This window comes from Maribacter sp. IgM3_T14_3 (assembly GCF_049603095.1).
Taxonomy (GTDB): domain Bacteria; phylum Bacteroidota; class Bacteroidia; order Flavobacteriales; family Flavobacteriaceae; genus Maribacter.
The window spans coordinates 1,855,660-1,877,445 of record NZ_CP187138.1; the positions used below are offsets into that span (position 1 = coordinate 1,855,660).

At 36.0% G+C, this 21,786-nt stretch carries 16 protein-coding genes; 10 read left to right on the forward strand and 6 right to left on the reverse strand.

What is annotated here, in order from left to right:
• Positions 1-17: 17 nt before the first annotated feature.
• From ACPF9A_RS08350 to ACPF9A_RS08360, 3 genes are all read left to right on the forward strand, one after another.
• The gene (locus ACPF9A_RS08350) at positions 18-3,266 is read left to right on the forward strand and encodes an efflux RND transporter permease subunit (RefSeq protein WP_424003446.1); all 3,249 of its coding nucleotides are present in this window, start codon (positions 18-20) and stop codon (positions 3,264-3,266) included.
• Positions 3,253-4,701, forward strand: coding sequence for a TolC family protein (locus ACPF9A_RS08355; RefSeq protein WP_424003448.1), 1,449 nt, complete (start codon positions 3,253-3,255; stop codon positions 4,699-4,701). The genes ACPF9A_RS08350 and ACPF9A_RS08355 overlap by 14 nt, the downstream gene beginning before the upstream one ends.
• 259 nt (positions 4,702-4,960) lie before the next feature.
• Positions 4,961-5,485 (forward strand): PAS domain-containing protein, encoded by a 525-nt coding sequence (locus ACPF9A_RS08360; protein ID WP_424003450.1) that lies wholly within the window; start codon positions 4,961-4,963, stop codon positions 5,483-5,485.
• 70 nt (positions 5,486-5,555) lie between these two features.
• Here the strand turns inward: ACPF9A_RS08360 and pyk are convergent, their stop codons facing one another.
• The 5 genes from pyk to ACPF9A_RS08385 all read right to left on the reverse strand — a co-directional run bounded on the left by pyk (position 5,556) and on the right by ACPF9A_RS08385 (position 9,916).
• Positions 5,556-6,998 (reverse strand): pyruvate kinase, encoded by a 1,443-nt coding sequence (pyk, locus tag ACPF9A_RS08365; protein WP_424003452.1) that lies wholly within the window; start codon positions 6,996-6,998, stop codon positions 5,556-5,558.
• Positions 6,999-7,000: 2 nt separating this feature from the next.
• The gene (locus tag ACPF9A_RS08370) at positions 7,001-7,465 is read right to left on the reverse strand and encodes an IPExxxVDY family protein (RefSeq protein ID WP_424003454.1); all 465 of its coding nucleotides are present in this window, start codon (positions 7,463-7,465) and stop codon (positions 7,001-7,003) included.
• Between the two features lie 115 nt (positions 7,466-7,580).
• On the reverse strand, positions 7,581-8,315 hold the full coding sequence (gene rnc / locus ACPF9A_RS08375; protein ID WP_424003456.1) for a ribonuclease III: 735 nt from the start codon (positions 8,313-8,315) through the stop codon (positions 7,581-7,583).
• A 9-nt stretch (positions 8,316-8,324) separates the two neighbouring features.
• Positions 8,325-9,575, reverse strand: a complete 1,251-nt coding sequence (fabF, locus tag ACPF9A_RS08380; RefSeq protein ID WP_424003458.1) for a beta-ketoacyl-ACP synthase II — start codon at positions 9,573-9,575, stop codon at positions 8,325-8,327.
• A 107-nt stretch (positions 9,576-9,682) separates the two neighbouring features.
• Positions 9,683-9,916 (reverse strand): acyl carrier protein, encoded by a 234-nt coding sequence (locus tag ACPF9A_RS08385; RefSeq protein ID WP_008269813.1) that lies wholly within the window; start codon positions 9,914-9,916, stop codon positions 9,683-9,685.
• Positions 9,917-10,207: 291 nt separating this feature from the next.
• Between ACPF9A_RS08385 and ACPF9A_RS08390 the strand changes: the two genes are divergently transcribed.
• From ACPF9A_RS08390 to ACPF9A_RS08405, 4 genes are all read left to right on the forward strand, one after another.
• Entirely contained in the window at positions 10,208-10,783 is a 576-nt protein-coding gene (locus tag ACPF9A_RS08390) for a phosphoribosylglycinamide formyltransferase (protein WP_424003462.1), read from the forward strand.
• Positions 10,783-11,418 (forward strand): viroplasmin family protein, encoded by a 636-nt coding sequence (locus ACPF9A_RS08395; protein ID WP_424003464.1) that lies wholly within the window; start codon positions 10,783-10,785, stop codon positions 11,416-11,418. The genes ACPF9A_RS08390 and ACPF9A_RS08395 overlap by 1 nt, the downstream gene beginning before the upstream one ends.
• 114 nt (positions 11,419-11,532) lie before the next feature.
• Positions 11,533-12,459 (forward strand): PfkB family carbohydrate kinase, encoded by a 927-nt coding sequence (locus tag ACPF9A_RS08400; protein WP_424003466.1) that lies wholly within the window; start codon positions 11,533-11,535, stop codon positions 12,457-12,459.
• A 44-nt stretch (positions 12,460-12,503) separates the two neighbouring features.
• Positions 12,504-14,402 (forward strand): amidophosphoribosyltransferase, encoded by a 1,899-nt coding sequence (locus tag ACPF9A_RS08405; protein WP_424003468.1) that lies wholly within the window; start codon positions 12,504-12,506, stop codon positions 14,400-14,402.
• 862 nt (positions 14,403-15,264) lie between these two features.
• Here the strand turns inward: ACPF9A_RS08405 and ACPF9A_RS08410 are convergent.
• Complete coding sequence (locus tag ACPF9A_RS08410; RefSeq protein ID WP_424003470.1) at positions 15,265-15,873, reverse strand: superoxide dismutase; 609 nt, start codon at positions 15,871-15,873, stop codon at positions 15,265-15,267.
• A 119-nt stretch (positions 15,874-15,992) separates the two neighbouring features.
• On the opposite strand from ACPF9A_RS08410, the gene ACPF9A_RS08415 reads away from it, so the two are divergent.
• The 3 genes from ACPF9A_RS08415 (at position 15,993) to ACPF9A_RS08425 (ending at position 21,745) form a co-directional block, all read left to right on the forward strand.
• On the forward strand, positions 15,993-19,088 hold the full coding sequence (locus ACPF9A_RS08415) for a UvrD-helicase domain-containing protein (RefSeq protein WP_424003472.1): 3,096 nt from the start codon (positions 15,993-15,995) through the stop codon (positions 19,086-19,088).
• Positions 19,089-19,094: 6 nt separating this feature from the next.
• A complete protein-coding gene (gene kbl, locus ACPF9A_RS08420; RefSeq protein ID WP_424003474.1) occupies positions 19,095-20,288 on the forward strand; it encodes a glycine C-acetyltransferase in 1,194 nt (397 codons plus the stop codon).
• Between the two features lie 113 nt (positions 20,289-20,401).
• The gene (locus ACPF9A_RS08425; RefSeq protein ID WP_424003476.1) at positions 20,402-21,745 is read left to right on the forward strand and encodes an OmpA family protein; all 1,344 of its coding nucleotides are present in this window, start codon (positions 20,402-20,404) and stop codon (positions 21,743-21,745) included.
• Positions 21,746-21,786: the final 41 nt, after the last annotated feature.

The following is a 21,786-nucleotide window of genomic DNA, read 5'->3' on the forward strand; positions in this document are numbered from 1 at the left end:
AAAAAAATACAAAAGACATGTTCAGTAAGTTTATAAAAAGACCGGTATTGGCTATTGTCATATCGGTAATAATAGTTTTTGTGGGATTGCTTTCTATAAAGCAATTGCCCATTTCACAGTTTCCAGATATTTCGCCTACTACGGTGAATATCTTTATAGCCTACCCTGGTTCTAGTGCAGACGTTTTGGTGAAATCTACCTTAATTCCTCTAGAAACAGCCATTAACGGTGTTCAAGATATGCGATACATCGCATCTGATGCCACTAGTGCTGGCGAAGGTACCATTCGTATTATTTTTGAACCTGGCACAGATCCAGATCAGGCTGTGGTAAGGGTTAAAACTAGAGTGGATCAAGTAATGCCTTTGTTACCTGAATTGGTACAGCGCGAAGGTGTAATTATCACTCCTGTTCAACCAAGTATGTTAATGTATGTAAACCTATACAGCGACAATTCTGATGATCATGAGTTGTTTTTATACAATTATGCATACACCAAAATGATCCCAGAAATTCAACGAATAGATGGTATTGCAAGTGCTCAAATTTTAGGTAGTCGTAAATATGCCATGCGTGTTTGGTTAAAACCAGACCGTATGCGTGCCTACAATGTTTCTGCAGAAGAAATTCTTGAAGCTATGGAAGAGCAAAGTATTTTAGCGCGCCCTGGTAGAATAGGTCAAAGTTCTGGTAAAACATCGCAATCTTTAGAATACGTGCTCATGTATCAAGATAGGTTCGATGAGCCACAACAGTATAAAGACATTATTCTTAAAGCAACTGCAGAAGGTGAAATTTTAAAATTAGGTGATGTAGCAGATGTAGAATTAGGTAGTGAATTTTTTGATATCTATTCTAACTTAGACGGTAAACCATCTGCCTCTATCGTATTGAAACAAACTTTTGGCAGTAATGCCAGTGATGTGATCGAAGAGGTAAAAACCAAGTTAGCCGAGCTTAAAAAAGAATTGCCTACCGGTCTTGATTATAAAATAAGCTATGATGTTTCTAACTTCTTGAACGCATCGATAGAACAGGTTATTCATACTTTAAGAGATGCCTTTATATTAGTTGCTATTGTTGAATTTCTCTTTCTGGGTGATTGGCGTTCTACCCTTATTCCAATTATTGCAGTGCCCGTATCATTAATCGGTGCATTTTTTATTATGCAATTATTCGGGCTATCAATCAACCTAATTACATTGTTCGCTCTAGTGCTCGCCATTGGTATTGTAGTAGATGATGCCATTGTTGTGGTTGAAGCCGTACATGCAAAAATGGAAGAAACACATTTAGGCCCTTATGAAGCTGTAAAACTTGTAGTCAACGAAATCGGTGGTGCTATTATCGCAATTACCCTTGTAATGGTTTCGGTATTTATACCAATTGCATTCATGTCAGGACCCGTCGGTGTATTCTATCGCCAATTTTCAATTACTATGGCTGGGTCAATCGTTTTATCTGCAATTGTCGCACTTACATTAACTCCGGTTTTATGCGCCATGATACTTAAAAATAATCATGGTAAAGCGCGTAAAAAATCTCCTATAGATAAATTTATAGATTGGTTCAACAGGGGTTTTGAAAAATTAACCGGTAGATACGTCAAGATTCTGAACAAAATTGTTGCAAGAAGGCTAGTGACTTTTGGAATATTAGGTGCTTTCTGCATTGGTATTTTTTTCACGAACCAAACATTACCTGCCGGCTTTATACCTAATGAAGATCAAGGTATGATTTATGCCATTATACAGACACCGCCAGGATCAACTTTAGAGCGTACAAATGACGTCGCTAGAAAACTTCAGAAAATTTGTGAAGAGACCGAAGGTGTTGAATCTGTTTCGTCTTTAGCAGGTTATGAGATTATGACAGAGGGTCGTGGTTCTAACGCAGGTACGGTTTTGATCAACCTTAAATCTTGGGGAGAGCGTCATCACTCGGTTCATGAGATTATGGAAGAGCTGGAGGAAGAAACAAAAGAACTCGGTGCAGTTATTGAATATTTTGAACCGCCAGCAGTACCTGGTTTTGGTTCTTCGGGCGGATTCTCAATGCGACTTTTAGATAAGACCGATGGTACCGCTTATCATGAATTTGAAAAAATCAACAATGATTTCATGGATGCGCTATCTAAACGCGATGAACTTACTGGTTTATTTACATTCTACTCTGCCAACTACCCGCAATACGAATTGAAAATTAATAATAAAATTGCCATGCAAAAAGGTGTTTCCATTGGTAAAGCTATGGAGAATCTAAACATTTTAATTGGTAGTACTTATGAACAAGGATTCATTCGTTTTGGTAGGTTCTTTAAAGTGTATACGCAAGCAGCTCCAGAATATAGAGCCTTGCCTTCAGATCTAGAAAAACTATTTGTAAAAAACGAAGAGGGCGAAATGGTACCTTATTCAGCATTTATGTCTATGGAGAAGAAATTAGGACCTAATGAAATTACAAGGTACAACCTTTACAATTCTGCTTCTATTAGAGGTTTGCCTGCAGAAGGTTTTACCAGTGGTGATGCCATTGACGCAATCAATGAAGTTGCCGAGCAAACACTACCTAGAGGTTTCGATGTCGCTTGGGAAGGTTTATCATATGACGAAGCTCAAAGAGGTAATGAATCTATTTACATATTTCTAGTCGTATTAATCTTTGTGTATTTCGTACTTGCTGCACAATACGAAAGCTTTTTACTACCGTTTGCTATACTCCTATCCTTACCTATTGGTATTCTAGGTTCTTTCGTTATGCTGAAAACAATGGGATTAGCCAATGATGTATATGCTCAAATCGGACTCATCATGCTGGTCGGACTTCTAGGTAAAAACGGGGTTCTTATTGTAGAATTCGCTGTTCAAAAACGAAGACAAGGCAGCACTATTCTAGAGTCTGCCATTGAAGGTGCAAAAGTGAGATTTAGACCTATTTTAATGACTTCATTTGCATTTATCGCAGGACTTATCCCTTTGGTAGTAGCACATGGTGCCGGGGCGATTGCTAATAAAACTATTGGTGGTTCTGCTATGGGCGGTATGCTTATGGGTACTTTAATCGGAGTACTTATTATACCAGGTCTATATTACATTTTTGCAACAATGGCAGACGGTCGTGGCCTAATAAAAGGGGAATCTTCGGAAACTATTTCAGAAGAATTTGTACGAATAAGTGAGGGTGAAAGTAAAACACGTCAAAAACTTCGCGAGCTAAAACAAATGATTAAAAAACTAACCAAAAAACAAGAAGATGATCAAAATTAAAAAAACCATGAAGCATGGAAAACTACTTTTGGTGGTTCTTATTAATGTAGGTTTATTCTATTCATGCGTACCTACTAAAGATTTGAAAGTAGCGAATACAACTATGCCATCAAAGTATGTCGATCAAGCTACAGATTCAACAAACAGCGCCCAATTAAAATGGAAGGATTTCTTTAAAGATGAAAACCTGACAAAATTGATTGACACCGCACTAAATAATAACCAAGAACTACGTATTATGATGCAGCAGATCGATGTTGCACAAAACGAGGTTAAAGCTAGAAAGGGAGAATACCTGCCTTTTATATCTTATGGTGTTGGTGCTGAAGTCGAGAAAGTGGGTGAATTTACCCGTAACGGCGCTGTAGAAAAGAATTTGGATATAAAAGATGGTGAAGAGTTTCCTGAGCCTTTAACCGATTACTCTGCGGGACTTTTTGCTACTTGGGAGTTAGATGTTTGGAAAAAACTTCGCAACTCTAAAAAAGCCGCTGCTCTAGAATATCTATCGACCATCGAAGGTAAAAACTTTATGGTGACTAGATTAATTGCTGAAATTGCAGATTCGTATTATGAGCTTATTGCATTAGACAATCAATTGGCATTTATAGAGCAAAATCTTGAACTACAAGGCAATGCGCTGAAAATGGTACGCTTACAAAAAGAGGCTGCAAGAGCAACAGAACTTGCCGTAAAAAGATTTGAGGCAGAAGTGCTAAAGAATCAAAGCTACAAGTATGAAGTACAGCAAGAAATTGTTGAAATGGAAAACAAATTAAATTTTTTGATCGGTCGCCAACCTCAACCAATTGCCCGTAATTCTGAAGGGTTTATTGAAACCGAGATGGATACAATTTATGCAGGTTTGCCTTCTCAACTTCTTCTTAATAGACCCGATATTAAACAAGCTGAATATGAATTAGAAGCTGCAAAACTTAATATTAAAGTAGCAAGAGCCAACTTTTACCCATCTATTGGATTGAAAGCGGGTATAGGTCTTCAGGCTTTCAAACCTAAATACTTAACCGAGACTCCGGCATCTTTAATATATAGTGCGGTTGGCGATATCGTGGGTCCTCTTATCAATAGAAATGCGATTAAAGCAGATTATAACACCGCAAATTCTAAACAGATACAAGCCGTATACGAATACGAAAAAGCGCTTTTGAGCGGCTATATAGAGGTGGTTAATCAACTGTCTAAAATGGAAAACCTAAAGCAAAGTTATGCCCTTAAGGAAAACCAAGTAAAGGCATTGACCGAATCTATTGATCTTTCTACACGATTATTTCAATCTGCAAGAATTGAATATATTGAAGTATTACTTACACAACGTGAAGCTTTGGAATCTAAAATGGAATTGGTCGAAACCAAGAAGGATCAACTAATGGCAAGGGTAAATGTTTACCAAGCTTTAGGTGGCGGTTGGAATTAATTTTTAGCACATAATGCACTTATTTTAAACCCTAATGGAAGTAATTTCTATTAGGGTTTTTCTTTATGTTCAGGTATTTACGAGAGAATTATCATTATTTGTGTTCAACTTTTTAATGACTTTTTTAAAGTTTAATGAAAGAAGACTTAAACATTTATATGAATCATCTCTTAAAATTATAAGTGTCATTGGTAATTTTTATAGTTTTATAGCAAATTGCTATGAAAAAGAAATTTTAATTATCTCTAAACTACACAGAATGATAGATTTAAAAAATTACGATAATGCCGTAATTAAGTTTAGAAAAAGCTTAAACTTTACTATGTTGCCTGTTCTTTCTTGGGACTTTTACGCTTCTAATTATGAAGACATAAAACGTACAGAAGAAGATGCGGCTCTACTATTAAACTTAGTTTCTACAAATTCATGGAATATTGATACCAATATTCTAGATGAAAAATTAAAGGCTAACAAGAATGTTGTTGTGGTAACTGACGCAAAATTAAACATTGTTTTTGCTACTAAGAACATGTGGAATATGAGTCAATACCATCCTGAAGAAGTAATAGGTAAAAGTCCGAAAATGTTTCAGGGAAATTTGACATCCAAATCGACTTTGAAAATAGTTTCTGATGCGGTTAATCAGAAAAAACCATTTGAGGTTACTGTAGTTAACTACCGAAAAGATGGCTCTACTTATAATTGTTGGATTCAAGGGGAACCTATATTCGATAAAAATGGAGCTTTTGTTAACTTTATCGCATTTGAAAAAGAAGTCGCTTAAGTATTTCACTTTAAAGCATAAAAAAGGGTCGCTAAATAGCGACCCTTTTTATTTATTATAGGTAAGCTGACTAAATATCACCAGACTCAATTTCACTAACTCTTAATGTATTTACCATTCCCTTATCTTTAATAGGCATAGCTGCAAGGCTAATAATCATATCACCAACTTGTAAATATCCTTTATTGAAAGCGATACGGTTTACATCATCGACAGTATCATCGGTAGATACAAACTTATCATAGTAAAAAGCTTTTACGCCCCAAAGTAAATTCAATTGCGTAAGTATTCTTTTGTTCGATGTAAACACAAGAATATGCGCACTTGGTCTCCATGCAGAGATTTGAAATGCAGTATACCCACTATTCGTTAAAGTAGAAATTGCTTTCGCTTTAATATCGGTCGCCATTGTTGCGGCATGGTAACAGATAGATTTTGTAATAAATCTCTTGGTACGAATATGTGGTGGATCATGTGGTACATGTATTAGATCCGAACCTTCTACACTTTGTAAAATACTTGTCATTTTTTCAATAACCTGTACTGGGTAGTTACCAACAGAAGTTTCACCAGATAACATTACGGCATCAGCACCATCCATAACAGAGTTTGCTACATCATTTACTTCTGCTCTGGTTGGTGTAAGGCTAGTAATCATGGTCTCCATCATTTGGGTAGCAATAATTACCGGTATTCTAGCTTTCTTAGCTTTTAAAACTAATTGCTTTTGAATTAATGGTACTTCATGAGCAGGAACTTCAACACCTAAATCTCCACGGGCAACCATTAAACCATCACAGTAAGCAACTATTTTATCGATATTCTCTACAGCCTCTGGCTTTTCAATTTTAGCAATGATTGGAATTTTATGATCCGAGTGTTTACTAATAATATTCTGTAGATCAATTAGATCTTGGCTAAAACGTACAAAGGAAAGTGCGATCCAATCTACTTCTAAAGAGATAGCGAATTCAGCATCCTTAATATCCTTTTTAGTAAGTGCAGGTAAAGAAATATTTGTGTTCGGAAGGTTTACCCCTTTTTTCGATTTTAATGGTCCGCCTTGTATTACCTTGGCTAAAACCTCATCAACACCATTAGTCGTTACTACTTCGAACATTAATTTACCATCATCTAAAAGAATACGCTCCCCAGCTTTTACATCTCTAGGAAATTCTTTATAATTCATGTAAACACGTTTTGCAGTACCTTCAAATGGTTCGCCAGTTACGAATGTAATTTCGTCTCCCGGACTTACAACTACATCACCTGCCATTACGCCTACACGCAATTTTGGTCCTTGTAAATCTGCTAGTATGGATGTGTTGGTGTCCATTTCAGCATTTAATTCACGTATCATGGCTACACGCTCTTTAACATCGGCGTAATCGGCGTGAGAGAAGTTAATTCTGAATACATCTACTCCTGCATCAATCATGCTCCTGAGTACCTCTTTCTTGCTAGTTGCAGGCCCTAATGTGGCTACAATTTTCGTCTTTTTTACAGTTGGCATATTTAAAAAATTAGATTGTTCTTTGATTTTAGTTTGTCAGTACTTATTTCATAAGCTGCCATTATTCTTGGCAACATTAATATGTTCTTTATTAAGGAATTTGTATCAAAATCCTTTTCAGTTTCTATTTTTAATAGATAGTCAACATCTTTATACTCAGGTAATAACCTGGGTCGTTTATATGTTGTTTCGTTCTTAAATAAATCATCATGTGTGACGAGTTCTTTTTCACTGCTATGGTTGGCTATTAATACCCAATACATATCATTAAACTCATCATCCCATTCAAAAATTGGAAACGATTTATTTTCAGCAAGATTAAAATTCTTTTTCGCTCTTACAAATTTTGCCTTTATGCTTTGGTTTAAACCGTAGGCCAAAGAAAAATCTTCTAAGGTAGTGTGTAAAGCTATAAGGCTAAAAGATTCATCGTAAAAATCATCATTTATTTTGTAAGTAGTAGCCATACTTCAATAAAAGGGTAAATATAAAGCTTCTAAGCCTTAATGCCTAGTTACATAAATTGATAAAAACACCTTAAAAGTTATTAAAATGTTAGCATTTTATCATTTTTATAAATGATCAATTGCCCATTTTGTCCTGCAGGGCAAAAAATGCTCTTTTAGAAGCCCTTTCTTCTGCTTTTTTCTTTGATGTAGCCCTAGCTTTTGCAACCACATTACCGCCAATTGAAAGTTTTACGGCAAAATGTTTTAATGGATCATTGCCAGTATCTTCGTATACATCAAAATCAAAAGACTTCTTTTTCTTTTGACACCATTCGATCACCAAACTCTTATAACTTATAACCCTACCTTCTAATTGTTCAATGTCAACATAAGGCTCAACTACTCTTTTGTGAATGAATTTCTCGCAATAATTATAACCACGATCCAGATAAATCGCCCCAACCAATGCTTCGAAAACGTTACCATGTATATTTTGACCAAAGTGAGATTTAGGTATTCTGCTTTCTACGTAATTTATTAAACCCAAATCTTTCCCCAGCTCGTTTAAATGTTCTCTACTAACAATTTTAGATCGCATTTTGGTCAAATACCCCTCGTCACCTTCTGGTACTTCGCTGTATAAATGTTTAGAAATTATAGTACCTAGCATAGAATCGCCTAAGAATTCTAACCTCTCGTAATTCATGGCATTACCTTTATCATCCTTTTTATTCATTGACCTATGTAGAAAGGCTTTTTTATAATAGGATAAGGTTTTAGGCTTGAAACCTAAAATTTTGGTTATTCCCAAAAAAAAATCCCCATCCTCTTTTGGATGGGAATTAAATAAGTTTGTGGGAAATGACATAAAAACTAATTAATCGATTTTTTTAAAAACCACACATGCATTGTGCCCACCAAAACCAAATGTATTGCTCATCGCAACTTTTACATCTCGTTTTTGAGCTTTATTCAATGTAAGGTTTAAACTAGGATCTATATTTTCATCTACCGTGGTATGGTTTATAGTTGGTGGTACTATACCATGTTCCATTGCCAAAATCGATGCAATCGCTTCAATAGCGCCGGCTGCACCTAACAAGTGACCGGTCATTGATTTTGTAGAATTAATATTTATATTCTTGGCGTGCTCACCAAATACTTTGGTAATCGCCTTAAGTTCTGCAACATCACCTAACGGCGTAGATGTACCATGTGTGTTAATAGCATCAACATCTTCTATCGATAGGCCTGCATCTCTTAAACAGTTTTCCATAACACGAACAACGCCGATACCATCTGGGTGTGGTGCTGTCATATGGTAAGCATCACTTGACATACCGCCACCTGCTACTTCTGCATATATTTTTGCTCCTCTTGCTATTGCATGTTCATATTCTTCAAGAACTAATGCCCCTGCTCCTTCACCTAATACGAAACCATCTCTAGTCGCATCAAAAGGTCTTGAAGCTGTTTCTGGACTCTCATTTCTTGTAGATAATGCATGCATTGCTCCGAAACCACCCATACCTGCAATCGTTACGGCCGCTTCGCTACCACCTGTAACAATGACATCGCAATGACCTAAACGAATATAGTTCAAGGCATCTATCATCGCATTTGCCGAAGAGGCACATGCTGAAACAGTTGTGTAATTAGGACCCATAAAACCATGTTTTATTGATATGTTTCCTGGTGCTATATCAGCAATCATCTTTGGTATAAAGAATGGATTGAATCTTGGTGTACCATCACCATTGGCAAAGTTCATGACCTCGTTCTGGAAAGTTTCCAATCCTCCGATGCCTGCTCCCCAAATAACTCCAACACGAAATTTATCGACTTTATCTAAATCTAATTTAGAATCAAGAATAGCTTCATCTGAAGATACAAGTGCGTATTGCGCAAATCTATCTAGCTTACGGCCTTCTTTTCTATCAAAATGATCTTCGATGTTGTAATTCTTCAGCTCGCATGCGAACTTTACTTTGAATTTTTCTGTATCGTAATAAGTAATTGGCGCTGCTCCACTTTTACCGTTGACCAATGCATTCCAATACTCTTCAATATTAATACCTATTGGGGTAAGTGCCCCCAAACCTGTAACTACAACTCGCTTTAACTGCATTTAACTTCTTATTTGTTTAAATCTAAACCAAGCGTAAATTAAAAAAAATTATCCATGCGGAGCATTTACCACATGGATAATTTGAATTCTATTCAAGAAAACATGTTTTACTTCGCTTCTTCTATATAGCTGATGGCTTGACCAACAGTCGCGATATTCTCAGCTTGATCGTCTGGAATTTGGATATCAAATTCTTTTTCGAATTCCATTATCAACTCTACCGTGTCTAATGAATCTGCGCCTAAATCGTTGGTAAAGCTAGCTTCCGTTACCACTTCGTTTTCATCAACTCCTAATTTATCAACGATGATAGCTTTAACTCTTGATGCAATGTCTGACATAATAATATTTGTTTTAAAAATTTAAATTGAAGGCAAAAATAAAAAACTTTGGTTTAATTACACTAATTGTCGTTAAAATGTATGGTAATTTAATAAAATTAAAGACATGTGCTGTAATTTTACCAAAATTAATATTTTGTTTCGGTAACGTTGAAAAAAAGATATTGAAAAGAAGTGAGGTATTAGAACTATAAATGATAATCGTTTTTTTCTAAATTCTGACAAGCTTTTTAGTTGCTTTTTATGCCGAATTTAATTTCATTGTTCGCTCTCTTAAAAAGACCACTTCTATTGAAAACCAAAAAAATTATTCTTTTTGCCTCCGGTTCTGGATCTAATGTTGAAAACATTGCCAATTATTTTAAACTCCGCAATGATGTTACTATATGCTGTGTACTAACTAACAAAAGCGATGCCAAAGTCATCGAACGGTGTAACAGACTTGAAATTAATGCGCTATTTTTTAATCGTCAAGCTTTCTCTAAAAGCGATTTTATTCTAAATATGTTGCAGTCTCTAAAACCAGACCTTATAGTTTTAGCTGGGTTTTTATGGAAAATACCAGAAGTTATTACAAATGCATTTCCAAAGCAAATCATAAATATTCACCCAGCATTATTACCTAAGTATGGCGGCAAAGGCATGTATGGCATGAACGTTCATAATGCCGTAAAGGAACAACAAGAGACCGAAACTGGCATTACCATACATTATGTAAATGCGCAATACGATGAAGGCGCAATCATTAAACAAGCAAAAGCACCTATCGCTAGTAACGATACTGCAGAAGATATTGCGTCTAAAGTTCATCAATTAGAATATGAGTATTTCCCTAAAATCATTGACGAAATTTTATTAAAACAGTAATGGCTAAAAAAGGAAAATTCTATGTTGTTTGGAAAGGTAAAAAACCAGGCATCTTTGATTCATGGGCAGCATGCAAAAAATCTATTGCAAATTATGCCGGTGCAGAATACAAATCTTTTGAATCTTTTGACGTCGCCAAAAAAGCTTACAATGGTAATTATGCCGATTTTAAAGGAAAGAAGAAAACTGGATCTACACTTTCAAAAGAAGAACTACTAAGAATAGGGCTACCTAATTATCATTCCATTTCTGTCGATGCTGCTTCTAGTGGAAACCCTGGAGTGATGGAATACCAAGGTGTGGATACCAAAACAGGTAAAAAATTGTTTCGACAAGGTCCTTTTCCGCAAGGCACAAATAATATTGGGGAGTTTTTAGCCATAGTACACGGACTAGCATTTTTAAAAGAGCGCAATAGTGATCGTATTATTTATACAGACTCAAGAACTGCAATGAGCTGGGTTCGCAAAAAGAACTGCAATACAAAACTAGCGGTATCTGCCAAAAACAAAAATCTCTTTGAGCTTATTGACCGAGCCGTAGACTGGCTCAAGAAAAATCAATATTCAACGGTAGTGGTAAAATGGGAAACAAAAGCTTGGGGAGAAATTCCCGCTGATTTTGGTAGGAAATAGTGGGCAATTTGTATTAACAATTCGCCTTTACTAATTATTACGATTTGTATTTGATAAACCATTTTAATTAGCCTTTCAAAATCGTATATTTGCAGCTTAAATTTTTACAATTTTATGGGTAAGCTTTTAATAGTCGGTACTGTCGCTTTTGACGCAATAGAAACTCCTTTCGGTAAAACAGATAAAATACTAGGTGGCGCTGCTACTTATATTGGTTTAGCAGCATCTCAATTTGATGTTGATTCTGCCATTATATCTATAGTTGGTGACGACTTGCCACAAGAATATTTAGATCTTTTAACCGATAGAGGTATTGATATTTCTGCAATAGAAATTGTTAAAGGAGGCAAAACATTCTTTTGGAAAGGCAAATACCACAACGATTTAAATTCTAGAGATACGTTAGCTACTGAATTAAACACTCTAGAAGACTTCAACCCTGTAGTTCCTGAAGATTATAATGATGCCGATGTAGTAATGCTAGGCAATCTTCACCCAATGGTACAATTGAGTGTAATTAATCAGATGAAAAAACGACCAAAGTTAATCATATTGGACACCATGAATTTTTGGATGGACAATGCTTTGAACGATTTAATGGAAGTCATTAAGCATATAGATGTTTTAACGATCAACGATGAAGAAGCTAGACAACTAACTGGCGAATACTCTTTAGTTAAAGCAGCGCAAAAGATTTTTACCATGGGGCCTAAATATGTAGTTATTAAAAAAGGAGAACATGGTGCTTTATTATTTAATGAAGACCAAATATTCTTTGCGCCGGCATTACCTTTAGAAGAGGTATTTGACCCAACTGGTGCAGGTGATACTTTTGCTGGTGGTTTTTCAGGCTACTTAGCAGCTAGCGATGATAGTTCTTTTGAGAATATGAAAAAAGCTATTATTCACGGATCTAACTTGGCATCTTTTAGTGTTGAGAAATTCGGAGCCGAAAGAATGATTCATTTAGAACGCAAAGAAATTAGAGAGAGACTGCATCAGTTTAAAAAGCTGACTCAGTTTGACATAGAATTACAATAATCCCCTAGCCCCAAATATTTGGGGTTTTTTTAATACCAAAAGCAATGAGTGACGCAATTAAGCATGAGTGTGGTATTTCTGTAATACGGTTATTAAAACCATTAGAGTATTACAAGGAAAAGTATGGAACAGCATTTTATGGTGTAAATAAAATGTATCTAATGATGGAAAAGCAGCACAATCGGGGTCAAGATGGTGCAGGTTTTGCCAGTATTAAATTAGATGTAAAAGCGGGGGAACGTTATATGAGTCGTGTACGTTCATGTCAACAACAACCTATACAAGATATATTTGCCCAGATAAACGATCGTATCAATTCGGAGCTTAAAGAGCACCCGGAGTACGAAGATGATGTGGCTTTGCAAAAAAAGCATATTCCTTATATAGGTGAATTACTTTTAGGGCATGTACGTTATGGTACTTTTGGTAAAAATAGCATTGAAAGTGTTCACCCGTTTATAAGACAGAATAACTGGATGCACCGTAACCTTATTGTTGCCGGTAACTTTAACATGACCAATGTTCATGAACTGTTCGATAACTTAATTCAGATAGGGCAACATCCAAAGGAAATGGCAGATACCGTTACCGTAATGGAGAAAATAGGTCACTTTCTAGATGATGCGGTCGCCAAACTATACAAGCAAATTAAAAAAGAAGGGTATACCAAACAAGAAGCATCACCACTTATTGCCGAACGTTTAAAAGTGTATAAAATTCTTAGAAGGGCTGCCAAAAATTTTGATGGTGGTTATGCTATGGCCGGCTTATTAGGCCATGGTGATGCCTTTGTATTAAGAGACCCAAGCGGTATTAGACCTGCTTACTACTATAGAGATGATGAAGTTGTAGTAGTAGCATCAGAAAGACCTGCTATACAGACTGTATTCAACGTACCTTACGAAGAGGTAAAAGAATTGGATCCAGGTGCAGCAATCATTATTAAAAAGAACGGTACTAGTGACATTAAACAAATACTAGAACCTAAAGAGCGTAAGGCATGTTCTTTTGAACGTATCTATTTCTCTAGAGGCAGCGATAAAGAAATCTACCAAGAGCGTAAGGCCTTAGGTAAATTGGTTTTTCCTCAAATATTAGAAGCTATTGATGAGGATATCAAGAATACGGTTTTCTCTTATATACCTAACACGGCAGAAACTTCTTTTTACGGAATGGTCAAGGAAGCTCAAAATTACTTGAACAAGAAAAAGGAAGAGCAAATACTGGCTTTAGGTACAGGTATTACAGGTGAACAATTGCATGAGATACTAGATGTACGCCCAAGAATTGAAAAAGTTGCTATTAAAGATGCCAAGCTAAGAACCTTTATTACTCAAGATAGTAGTAGAGATGATTTGGTAGCGCATGTTTATGACATTTCTTATGGTTCTGTAAATGAAGGTGACAACCTTGTTATTATAGATGATAGTATTGTTCGCGGTACCACACTTAAAAAGAGTATTCTTAGAATACTTGATAGATTATCGCCAAAGAAGATCATAGTGGTATCATCGGCTCCGCAAATTAGATACCCTGATTGTTATGGTATCGATATGGCGAAATTGGAAGATTTCATTGCTTTCAAAGCTGCTTTAGCATTACATGAAGATCATAACTCTATGAATATCGTAGATGAAATCTATAAAAAATGCCTAACTCAGGTAAATACACATGATAAAGATGTTATTAATTATGTGAAAGAGTTTTATGCTCCTTTTACTGCAAAAGAGATTTCTAAGAAAACGGGAGAACTTTTGAGTCCGGAAGGAATTAAAGCCGAGGTTTCTATTATTTATCAGACTATTGAGAGCTTACACGAAGCTTGTCCTAAAAACTTAGGCGATTGGTACTTTACAGGAAATTACCCGACCCCGGGCGGAAACAGAGTAGTAAATAGAGCATTTATAAACTTTTACGAAGGGAATAACGAACGTGCTTATTAAATAATATTTCGATGAAATACATACTTTTTATGCATTTCATCGACGATAATGGTCTTTTATCGATTGAATAGTCGAATTGAAATAAGCAGCTTTACTTTTAAAGCTACCATAGCATAAGTAGGTTAAGTTCATGGTAAGATTTGGGGCAAAAAAGGTGGAGACTTCTCCACCTTTTTTATTTGCCATTTTTTTTCTAAACACAAAGTTGTAATCCGTTTCTTCACAAAGCTCTCTTTAACGTTATTACGAGACGTTCAGCCAATACCTTTTATATATCTCAACAAGCCTATTACATTTACAGAACCATAGCATAAGTAGGTTAAGTTCATGGTAAGATTTGGGGAAAAGACGGAGCAATGCTTCGTCTTTTTATTTTTCATCCCTTTTCAACTTCACAAAAGACGAATATTTCTCCTCAATTTTTCATTTCGGTAGTACAACCTAAGTTTTTGACGTACAACGAATAGCTTTTTTAATACCCCGTAAGCCTATATATTTACAGAACCATAGCATAAGTAGGTTAAGTTCATGGTAAGATTTGGGGAAAAGACGGAGCAATGCTCCGTCTTTTTATTTTATACCTATTGGGTTATAAAACAATCCACTACCCACAACGACCAATCGCTAGAAAACATCTTTTGTTAAATAAAAGATTAATTTTTTCTTAAAAATCCTTTTTTTATTTACTCAATACCAGTAATTTAGTCTCGCCATAGCATAAGTAGGTTAAGTTTATGGTAAGATTTGGGACGAAAAGGGTGGAGACTTCTCCGCCCTTTTCTATTTTAAAACCAAAAAAACCACCTATGAAATAATCATAAGTGGTTTCCTACAAGATAGTTAAGAATATTTCTACTCTTGCTTATTTTTTACTTGCATATAATTTTGAAACTTCATCCCAGTTAATGATGTTGAAGAATGCTTCAATATAATCTGGTCTCTTGTTTTGATAATTAAGGTAATATGCATGTTCCCAAACATCTAAACATAAAATTGGCTGACCTCCACATTCCACTCCTGGCATTAATGGATTGTCTTGATTTGGTGTAGAACATACTTCTACTTTACCACCTTTATGAACACATAACCATGCCCAACCTGATCCAAATCTTGTACCAGCCGCAGTGGTAAATTTATCTTTGAATGCATCAAAGGAACCAAAAGCGCTATCAATTGCAGCAGCTAATTCACCAGTTGGCTTTCCGCCTCCGTTTGGTGATAAGATTGTCCAGAATAATGAGTGATTGTAAAATCCGCCTCCATTATTTCTAACAGCACCATTGCTCATATCCAATCCAGTTAAAATAGCTTCTATAGACTTTCCAGCAAGGTCAGTACCTTCGATAGCAGCATTTAACTTAGATGTATATCCTTGATGATGTTTTGTATGATGTATTTCCATAGTCCTTGCATCGATATGAGGCTCAAGAGCATCATAGGCGTAAGGCAATTTTGGTAGTTCAAAAGCCATAATTTATGTGTTTTTAGATTAATATTAATTGTCTACCAAAGTTACGGGTTTTAACATTTATATTCATGTAATAATTTGTTAAGAACTGTACAGGATTCCTTAATTTGCAGTAAAAATCAGTGTCCAGTAATTCTTTTACCATATATAATGCATCTGCCGGATCAGGTAAAACCTATGCGCTAGCCAAGGTATACCTGAAAATTATACTTGATTCTCCGCAGAATTTTAGAAAAATTTTAGCCATCACATTTACCAATAAAGCGGTAAATGAGATGAAACACAGAATATTAAACAGTCTGTTCGAGTTTTCTAAGACAACCTCAATTGAAGACGCTGCTCCTTTATTTATAGACATTATAAGCGAAACTAGGTACACTTTTGAAGAGTTGCCTGCTCTTAGTAAACTTAGATTAAAGCAGATTCTGCACAATTACGCTTTCTTCGATATTTCTACCATTGATAAATTTACACACCGACTCATAAGAACCTTTGCGAAAGATTTAAAGATTCCTCAAAATTTTGAAGTGGTGCTCGATGTAGACCTATTATTGCAAGAGGCTGTTGAGCGTGTAATTAGTAAAGCAGGTGAAGATCCTGAGTTTACAAAAATACTTTTAGATTTTGCCTTAGAAAAAATTGAAGATGATAGAAGTTGGGATATCGCTTTCGACCTTCTTAAAATCGGTAAACTTATTTTCGATGAAAATAATGCCGAACATTTAAAGCACCTAAAAGATATAGAATTAGGCGATTTCTTAAAATTACAAAATCATCTTAAAAAACAAACGACAAGTTTAGAAAAAGAAATCATTGAACTTGCTACCACTGCTCTTAATGTGATGACAGCAACCGGATTGGATTTTAAAGATTTCCCAAGGGAAACTCTACCAAATCATTTCAAAAAAATTGTAGCAGGTACCTTTGTACCAACCCAGATATACAATAATAAACTAGAGGAAAATTTAATTGATGGCAAGATTTTAAAGGCGACTATAAAAGATGCTCCCGCAGATCTAGCCCCTCAACTTCTCCATTATTATCAAGGTATAAAAAAACTTATTTATAGAAGAGGACTGTTCGCCAATATCAATAGAAACATTATCCCCTTTGCGCTATTGAATGCGATTCAAAAAGAGCTGAAGATTATTCAAGAAGAGAAAGACCAATTGTCTATTTCTGAATTCAACACATTAATTGCAAAAGAGATCAAAGATCAACCTGCACCTTTTATTTATGAGCGTTTGGGCGAAAAGTATCGTCATTATTTTATTGATGAATTTCAAGATACTTCGCAAATGCAATGGGAAAACCTTATACCGCTCATTGGTAGTGCCATGGAAGGTGAAGATGAGCTTGGCAACACAGGTTCTCTATTTTTGGTTGGTGATCCCAAACAAGCTATCTATAGATGGCGCGGCGGTAAGGCCGAACAATTTCTTGAACTGGCAACACATCAAACGCACCCGTTTACCATACCTTCCGAACTGGTTACCCTACCTAGAAACTATAGAAGTTACGCCGAGGTCATCAACTTCAACAACAACTTCTTTCAGAGTATAAGTCCGTTTTTAGAGAACGACATTTATCAAGAATTTTTTAAACTGGGCAACACTCAAGAAACTAACCAGAAAATTGGTGGCTATGTCAATATATCTTTCTTAGAAGAAGATACCGACGATGAATATGCGGCAAACACATTGGCAACGATTGAAAATTGCTTAGCGCAAGGGTATTCATATAGTGATATCTGCATAATTATTAGAAAAAAGAAACACGGATTACTACTTGCAGATTTTTTAATGCAGCATAAAATTCCTGTGGTTTCTTCAGATTCACTTTTACTTAGTGAGAGCGACAAAACCATTTTCTTGGTTCAGCTTATTCGATATATGGTTCAGCCTGCAGAATTAGAGATTCAATATGAAATTTTGAATTTTCTGTCGGAGGGTAAAGCTGACAAACACGCCTATATCTATGAAAACTTGGGCAAACTTGATCTACACCTTTTAGAAACTTATGGTTTTGATGCTTCTAAACTTAGGCAAACCTCCGTATTTGATGGCTTGGCCTATGCCATTAAAACCTTCGACCTTATCCCAACTTCAGATGCTCATTTATCTGCTTTTATGGATTTGGTTTTTGATGTAGAGCAAAAATACGGCTCAGACATGCAGTCGTTTCTGGATTATTGGGACAAAAAAGGAAATTCGGCGAGTATAAGTACTCCAGAGAATATTGAGTCGGTGCAGATTATGACCATTCACAAATCTAAAGGTCTGGAGTTTCCTGTGGTTATTTTCCCCTATGCGAATTCAAACGTGTTCGAAGAGATCGATCCAAAATTATGGCTTCCGGTAAATAAAAATGAATTCCTTGGCTTTTCCGAAGTACTTATCAATAAAAAACAAGAGGTTCAAGAATATGGTGAAATAGAATCGCTACTCTATGACATTGACCACCAAAAGCTACAGTTAGATGCATTTAACCTGTTATATGTAGTTCTTACAAGAGCGGTAAATGCACTATTTATTATCAGTGCCAATAATCTGGATAAGAAAGGCGACCATAACCCCAATTACTATTCGGGACTCTTTATTCACTTTTTAAAAAGTATCGGTGCATATCAACAAGATAAACTGTCGTACGACTTTGGTAATTTTGCAATAAATGAATCAAAAAACCATACGAGTACCGATCAATTGACGATACCTTATATATATACCAACAAAAATAGACCCGACTTTAAAATACTTGCTTTGGCAGGTACCCTTTGGGACGAAGGTTTAGATGTGGCTATTAATCAAGGTAACGTTATACATTATATATTAGGTGCTATCTACACAACTAAAGATTTAGACAGAGCTGTACAGATGGCATTACAAAAGGGATTAATTAAAGAGCAGGAAGTAACCACTATTAAGGATATTGTAAAAAAAGTAATCTTTCATAAAGATTTGAGCCAATTTTACCAAAACGATGTTGAAGTACTGAACGAACGCGACCTATTAATAGCAGACGGTAGCGTGCAAAGACCAGATAGGGTGGTACTTAAAAACCAACATGCTACGATCATAGATTATAAAACCGGTGAGCGAAACCCTAAATACCACCATCAAGTAAATACCTATGCCCAAAGTTTTTCGAATATGGGCTACATTATAGACCACAAAATCATTGTGTATATTAACACTGAAATAGAACTAGATTATATATAAAGGAATATGTACGGAAAAATTAAAGAACATTTACAGCAAGAAATTGAGAGTATTAAAAATGACGGACTCTTTAAAGAAGAACGGATTATTGTTTCTCCGCAAGATGCTGTTATTAAAATCAACACCGGGCAAGAGGTTATCAATTTTTGCGCGAATAACTATTTAGGGCTATCATCTCACCCCGATGTTATACAAGCAGCAAAAGATGCTATGGATACGCATGGTTTTGGTATGTCTTCTGTTCGCTTCATTTGTGGAACCCAAGATATTCATAAGACATTAGAAGCAAAGATCGCTCATTTCTACGGTACTGAAGACACCATATTATATGCTGCGGCCTTTGATGCCAATGGCGGAGTGTTCGAACCTTTGTTGAATGCAGAAGATGCCATAATTTCAGATTCATTAAATCATGCCTCTATTATTGATGGTGTGCGCCTATGTAAAGCAATGCGCTACCGTTATGCCAATAGCGACATGCAAGATTTAGAAGCGCAACTTATAAAAGCGAACGAAGACGGTGCACGCTTTAAAATTATAGTAACCGACGGTGTTTTCTCTATGGATGGTATAGTAGCACCTTTAGATAAAATATGTGACTTAGCCGATAAGTACGATGCTTTGGTTATGATCGATGAATGCCACGCCACCGGATTTATAGGTGCTAAAGGAATAGGAACATTAGAGGAAAAAGGGGTAATGGGCAGGATCGACATTATTACAGGTACCTTAGGTAAAGCATTAGGTGGCGCCATGGGTGGTTATACTACAGGTAAAAAAGAAATTATCACCTTACTAAGACAACGCTCTAGACCTTATTTGTTTTCTAATTCATTGGCACCTGCTATTGTTGGCGCATCTATAAAGGTATTTGACATGCTAGAGAACGATACCTCTCTGCGAGATAAATTGCAAGAAAATACTGAATATTTCAAAAAAGGCATCAAAGCAGCGGGTTTTGACATCGTTGAAGGGGACTCTGCAATTGTACCAGTAATGCTATATGATGCAAAATTATCACAGGATATGGCAAATAAGTTACTGGAAAGAGGAATTTATGTCATCGGATTCTTCTATCCTGTAGTACCTAAAGGTAAGGCACGTATACGCGTGCAACTGTCCGCAGCGCATACGATTGAGCATTTAGATAGTGCCATAAAAGCCTTCACTGAAGTGGGCAAAGAACTTAAAATCGTTTAAATGCAGTATTTAATCTATTAAATGCGCTAAAAAAAATAGGAAATTGATTTTGTTAATAATATTTAACAAGTTACATTTGCAGCTAATAAACACTTAAACTTAAAATTTAATACATGAAACATCTTAGCAAATTATTGGCAGTTGCCCTACTTGTAGTAGGTATCAACAGCATACAAGCGCAAGACGAGAATAACCCTTGGCAAGTGCAATTTGGGGTTAATGCCATTGACGTATATCCTACTTCGGATGTAAGTTCTTTCGGTAACGAATTCTTTAATGTGAACGATCACTGGAACATTTTACCTTCTATTTCTTATGTAGGAGTATCTAAATCAATCGGAGATGGTTTCTCTGTTGGTGCTAGAGGTTCTTTAAACAAGATTAGCAAAATAGGAGATACTAGCGTTGACGATCTTTCTCACTATGCTATTGATGGTACAATTAAATATGATTTAATTAAAAAACAAACCGTACTTGATCCTTTCGTAGAGATTGGTGGTGGTTATACTTGGGTTGATGAAATCGGTGCAGGTACAGTTAATGGTGGTCTTGGTTTAAACATTTGGTTTACTGAAAACTTAGGTCTTACATTACAATCTACTTACAAGCATGCTTTCGAAGATTACGGTGTTACTCATTTCCAACACTTAGCTGGTATTTCAGTTAAATTTGGTGGTACTGACACTGATGGTGATGGTATATATGATAAAGATGATGCTTGTCCAGAAGTTGCTGGTCTTGAAGCATTCAACGGTTGTCCGGATTCTGACGGCGATGGTATCGAAGACAGCAAAGATGCTTGTCCTAACGAAGCTGGTTCTAAAGAAATGAACGGATGTCCTGATGCTGACGGTGACGGTGTTGCCGATAAAGATGATGCTTGTCCAAACGAAGCTGGTCTTCCTGCTTTAGCTGGTTGTCCTGATGCTGATGGCGATGGTGTTGCTGATAAAGATGACGCTTGTCCTTCTGAAGCTGGTCCTGCTGAAAACAAAGGTTGTCCTTGGGCTGATAAAGACGGTGACGGTGTACTTGACAAAGATGATCAATGTCCAGATGTTGCTGGCACTGTAGCTAACGCTGGTTGTCCTGAAGTAACTGAAGAAGTTCAAAAGCAATTGAATGATTACGCTAGAACTATCTTATTTGATACTGGTAAATCTTCTATCAAAGCTGAGTCTACTTCTGTAATGGTTGACATTATCACAATCCTTAAAGAATACCCTAACGCTAAGTTTACTGTTGAAGGTCATACTGACAGCGTAGGTAGCGAAAAATTAAACCAAAGTCTTTCTGAGTCAAGAGCTCTTTCTGTAAAAGAATTCTTAGTTGACAAAGGAATCGAAGAGTTTAGATTATCTGCAGTTGGTTATGGTGAGTCTAAGCCTATGGCTACTAACAATACTAGAGCTGGTAGAACTCAAAACAGAAGGGTAGAAATCAACTTAGTAAAATAAGTTTATAAAAACCTAAGTGTTTTAATAACTAAAAGCTCCGC

Excerpts from the sequence above, each read along its gene's own strand:
- ACPF9A_RS08350 (WP_424003446.1), top strand. The coding sequence starts at position 18 with ATGTTCAGTAAGTTTATAAAAAGACCGGTATTGGCTATTGTCATATCG.
- ACPF9A_RS08355 (WP_424003448.1), top strand. The coding sequence starts at position 3,253 with ATGATCAAAATTAAAAAAACCATGAAGCATGGAAAACTACTTTTGGTG.
- ACPF9A_RS08360 (WP_424003450.1), top strand. The coding sequence starts at position 4,961 with ATGATAGATTTAAAAAATTACGATAATGCCGTAATTAAGTTTAGAAAA.
- pyk (WP_424003452.1), bottom strand. The coding sequence starts at position 6,998 with ATGCCAACTGTAAAAAAGACGAAAATTGTAGCCACATTAGGGCCTGCA.
- ACPF9A_RS08370 (WP_424003454.1), bottom strand. The coding sequence starts at position 7,465 with ATGGCTACTACTTACAAAATAAATGATGATTTTTACGATGAATCTTTT.
- rnc (WP_424003456.1), bottom strand. The coding sequence starts at position 8,315 with ATGTCATTTCCCACAAACTTATTTAATTCCCATCCAAAAGAGGATGGG.
- fabF (WP_424003458.1), bottom strand. The coding sequence starts at position 9,575 with ATGCAGTTAAAGCGAGTTGTAGTTACAGGTTTGGGGGCACTTACCCCA.
- ACPF9A_RS08385 (WP_008269813.1), bottom strand. The coding sequence starts at position 9,916 with ATGTCAGACATTGCATCAAGAGTTAAAGCTATCATCGTTGATAAATTA.
- ACPF9A_RS08395 (WP_424003464.1), top strand. The coding sequence starts at position 10,783 with ATGGCTAAAAAAGGAAAATTCTATGTTGTTTGGAAAGGTAAAAAACCA.
- ACPF9A_RS08400 (WP_424003466.1), top strand. The coding sequence starts at position 11,533 with ATGGGTAAGCTTTTAATAGTCGGTACTGTCGCTTTTGACGCAATAGAA.
- ACPF9A_RS08405 (WP_424003468.1), top strand. The coding sequence starts at position 12,504 with ATGAGTGACGCAATTAAGCATGAGTGTGGTATTTCTGTAATACGGTTA.
- ACPF9A_RS08410 (WP_424003470.1), bottom strand. The coding sequence starts at position 15,873 with ATGGCTTTTGAACTACCAAAATTGCCTTACGCCTATGATGCTCTTGAG.
- kbl (WP_424003474.1), top strand. The coding sequence starts at position 19,095 with ATGTACGGAAAAATTAAAGAACATTTACAGCAAGAAATTGAGAGTATT.
- ACPF9A_RS08425 (WP_424003476.1), top strand. The coding sequence starts at position 20,402 with ATGAAACATCTTAGCAAATTATTGGCAGTTGCCCTACTTGTAGTAGGT.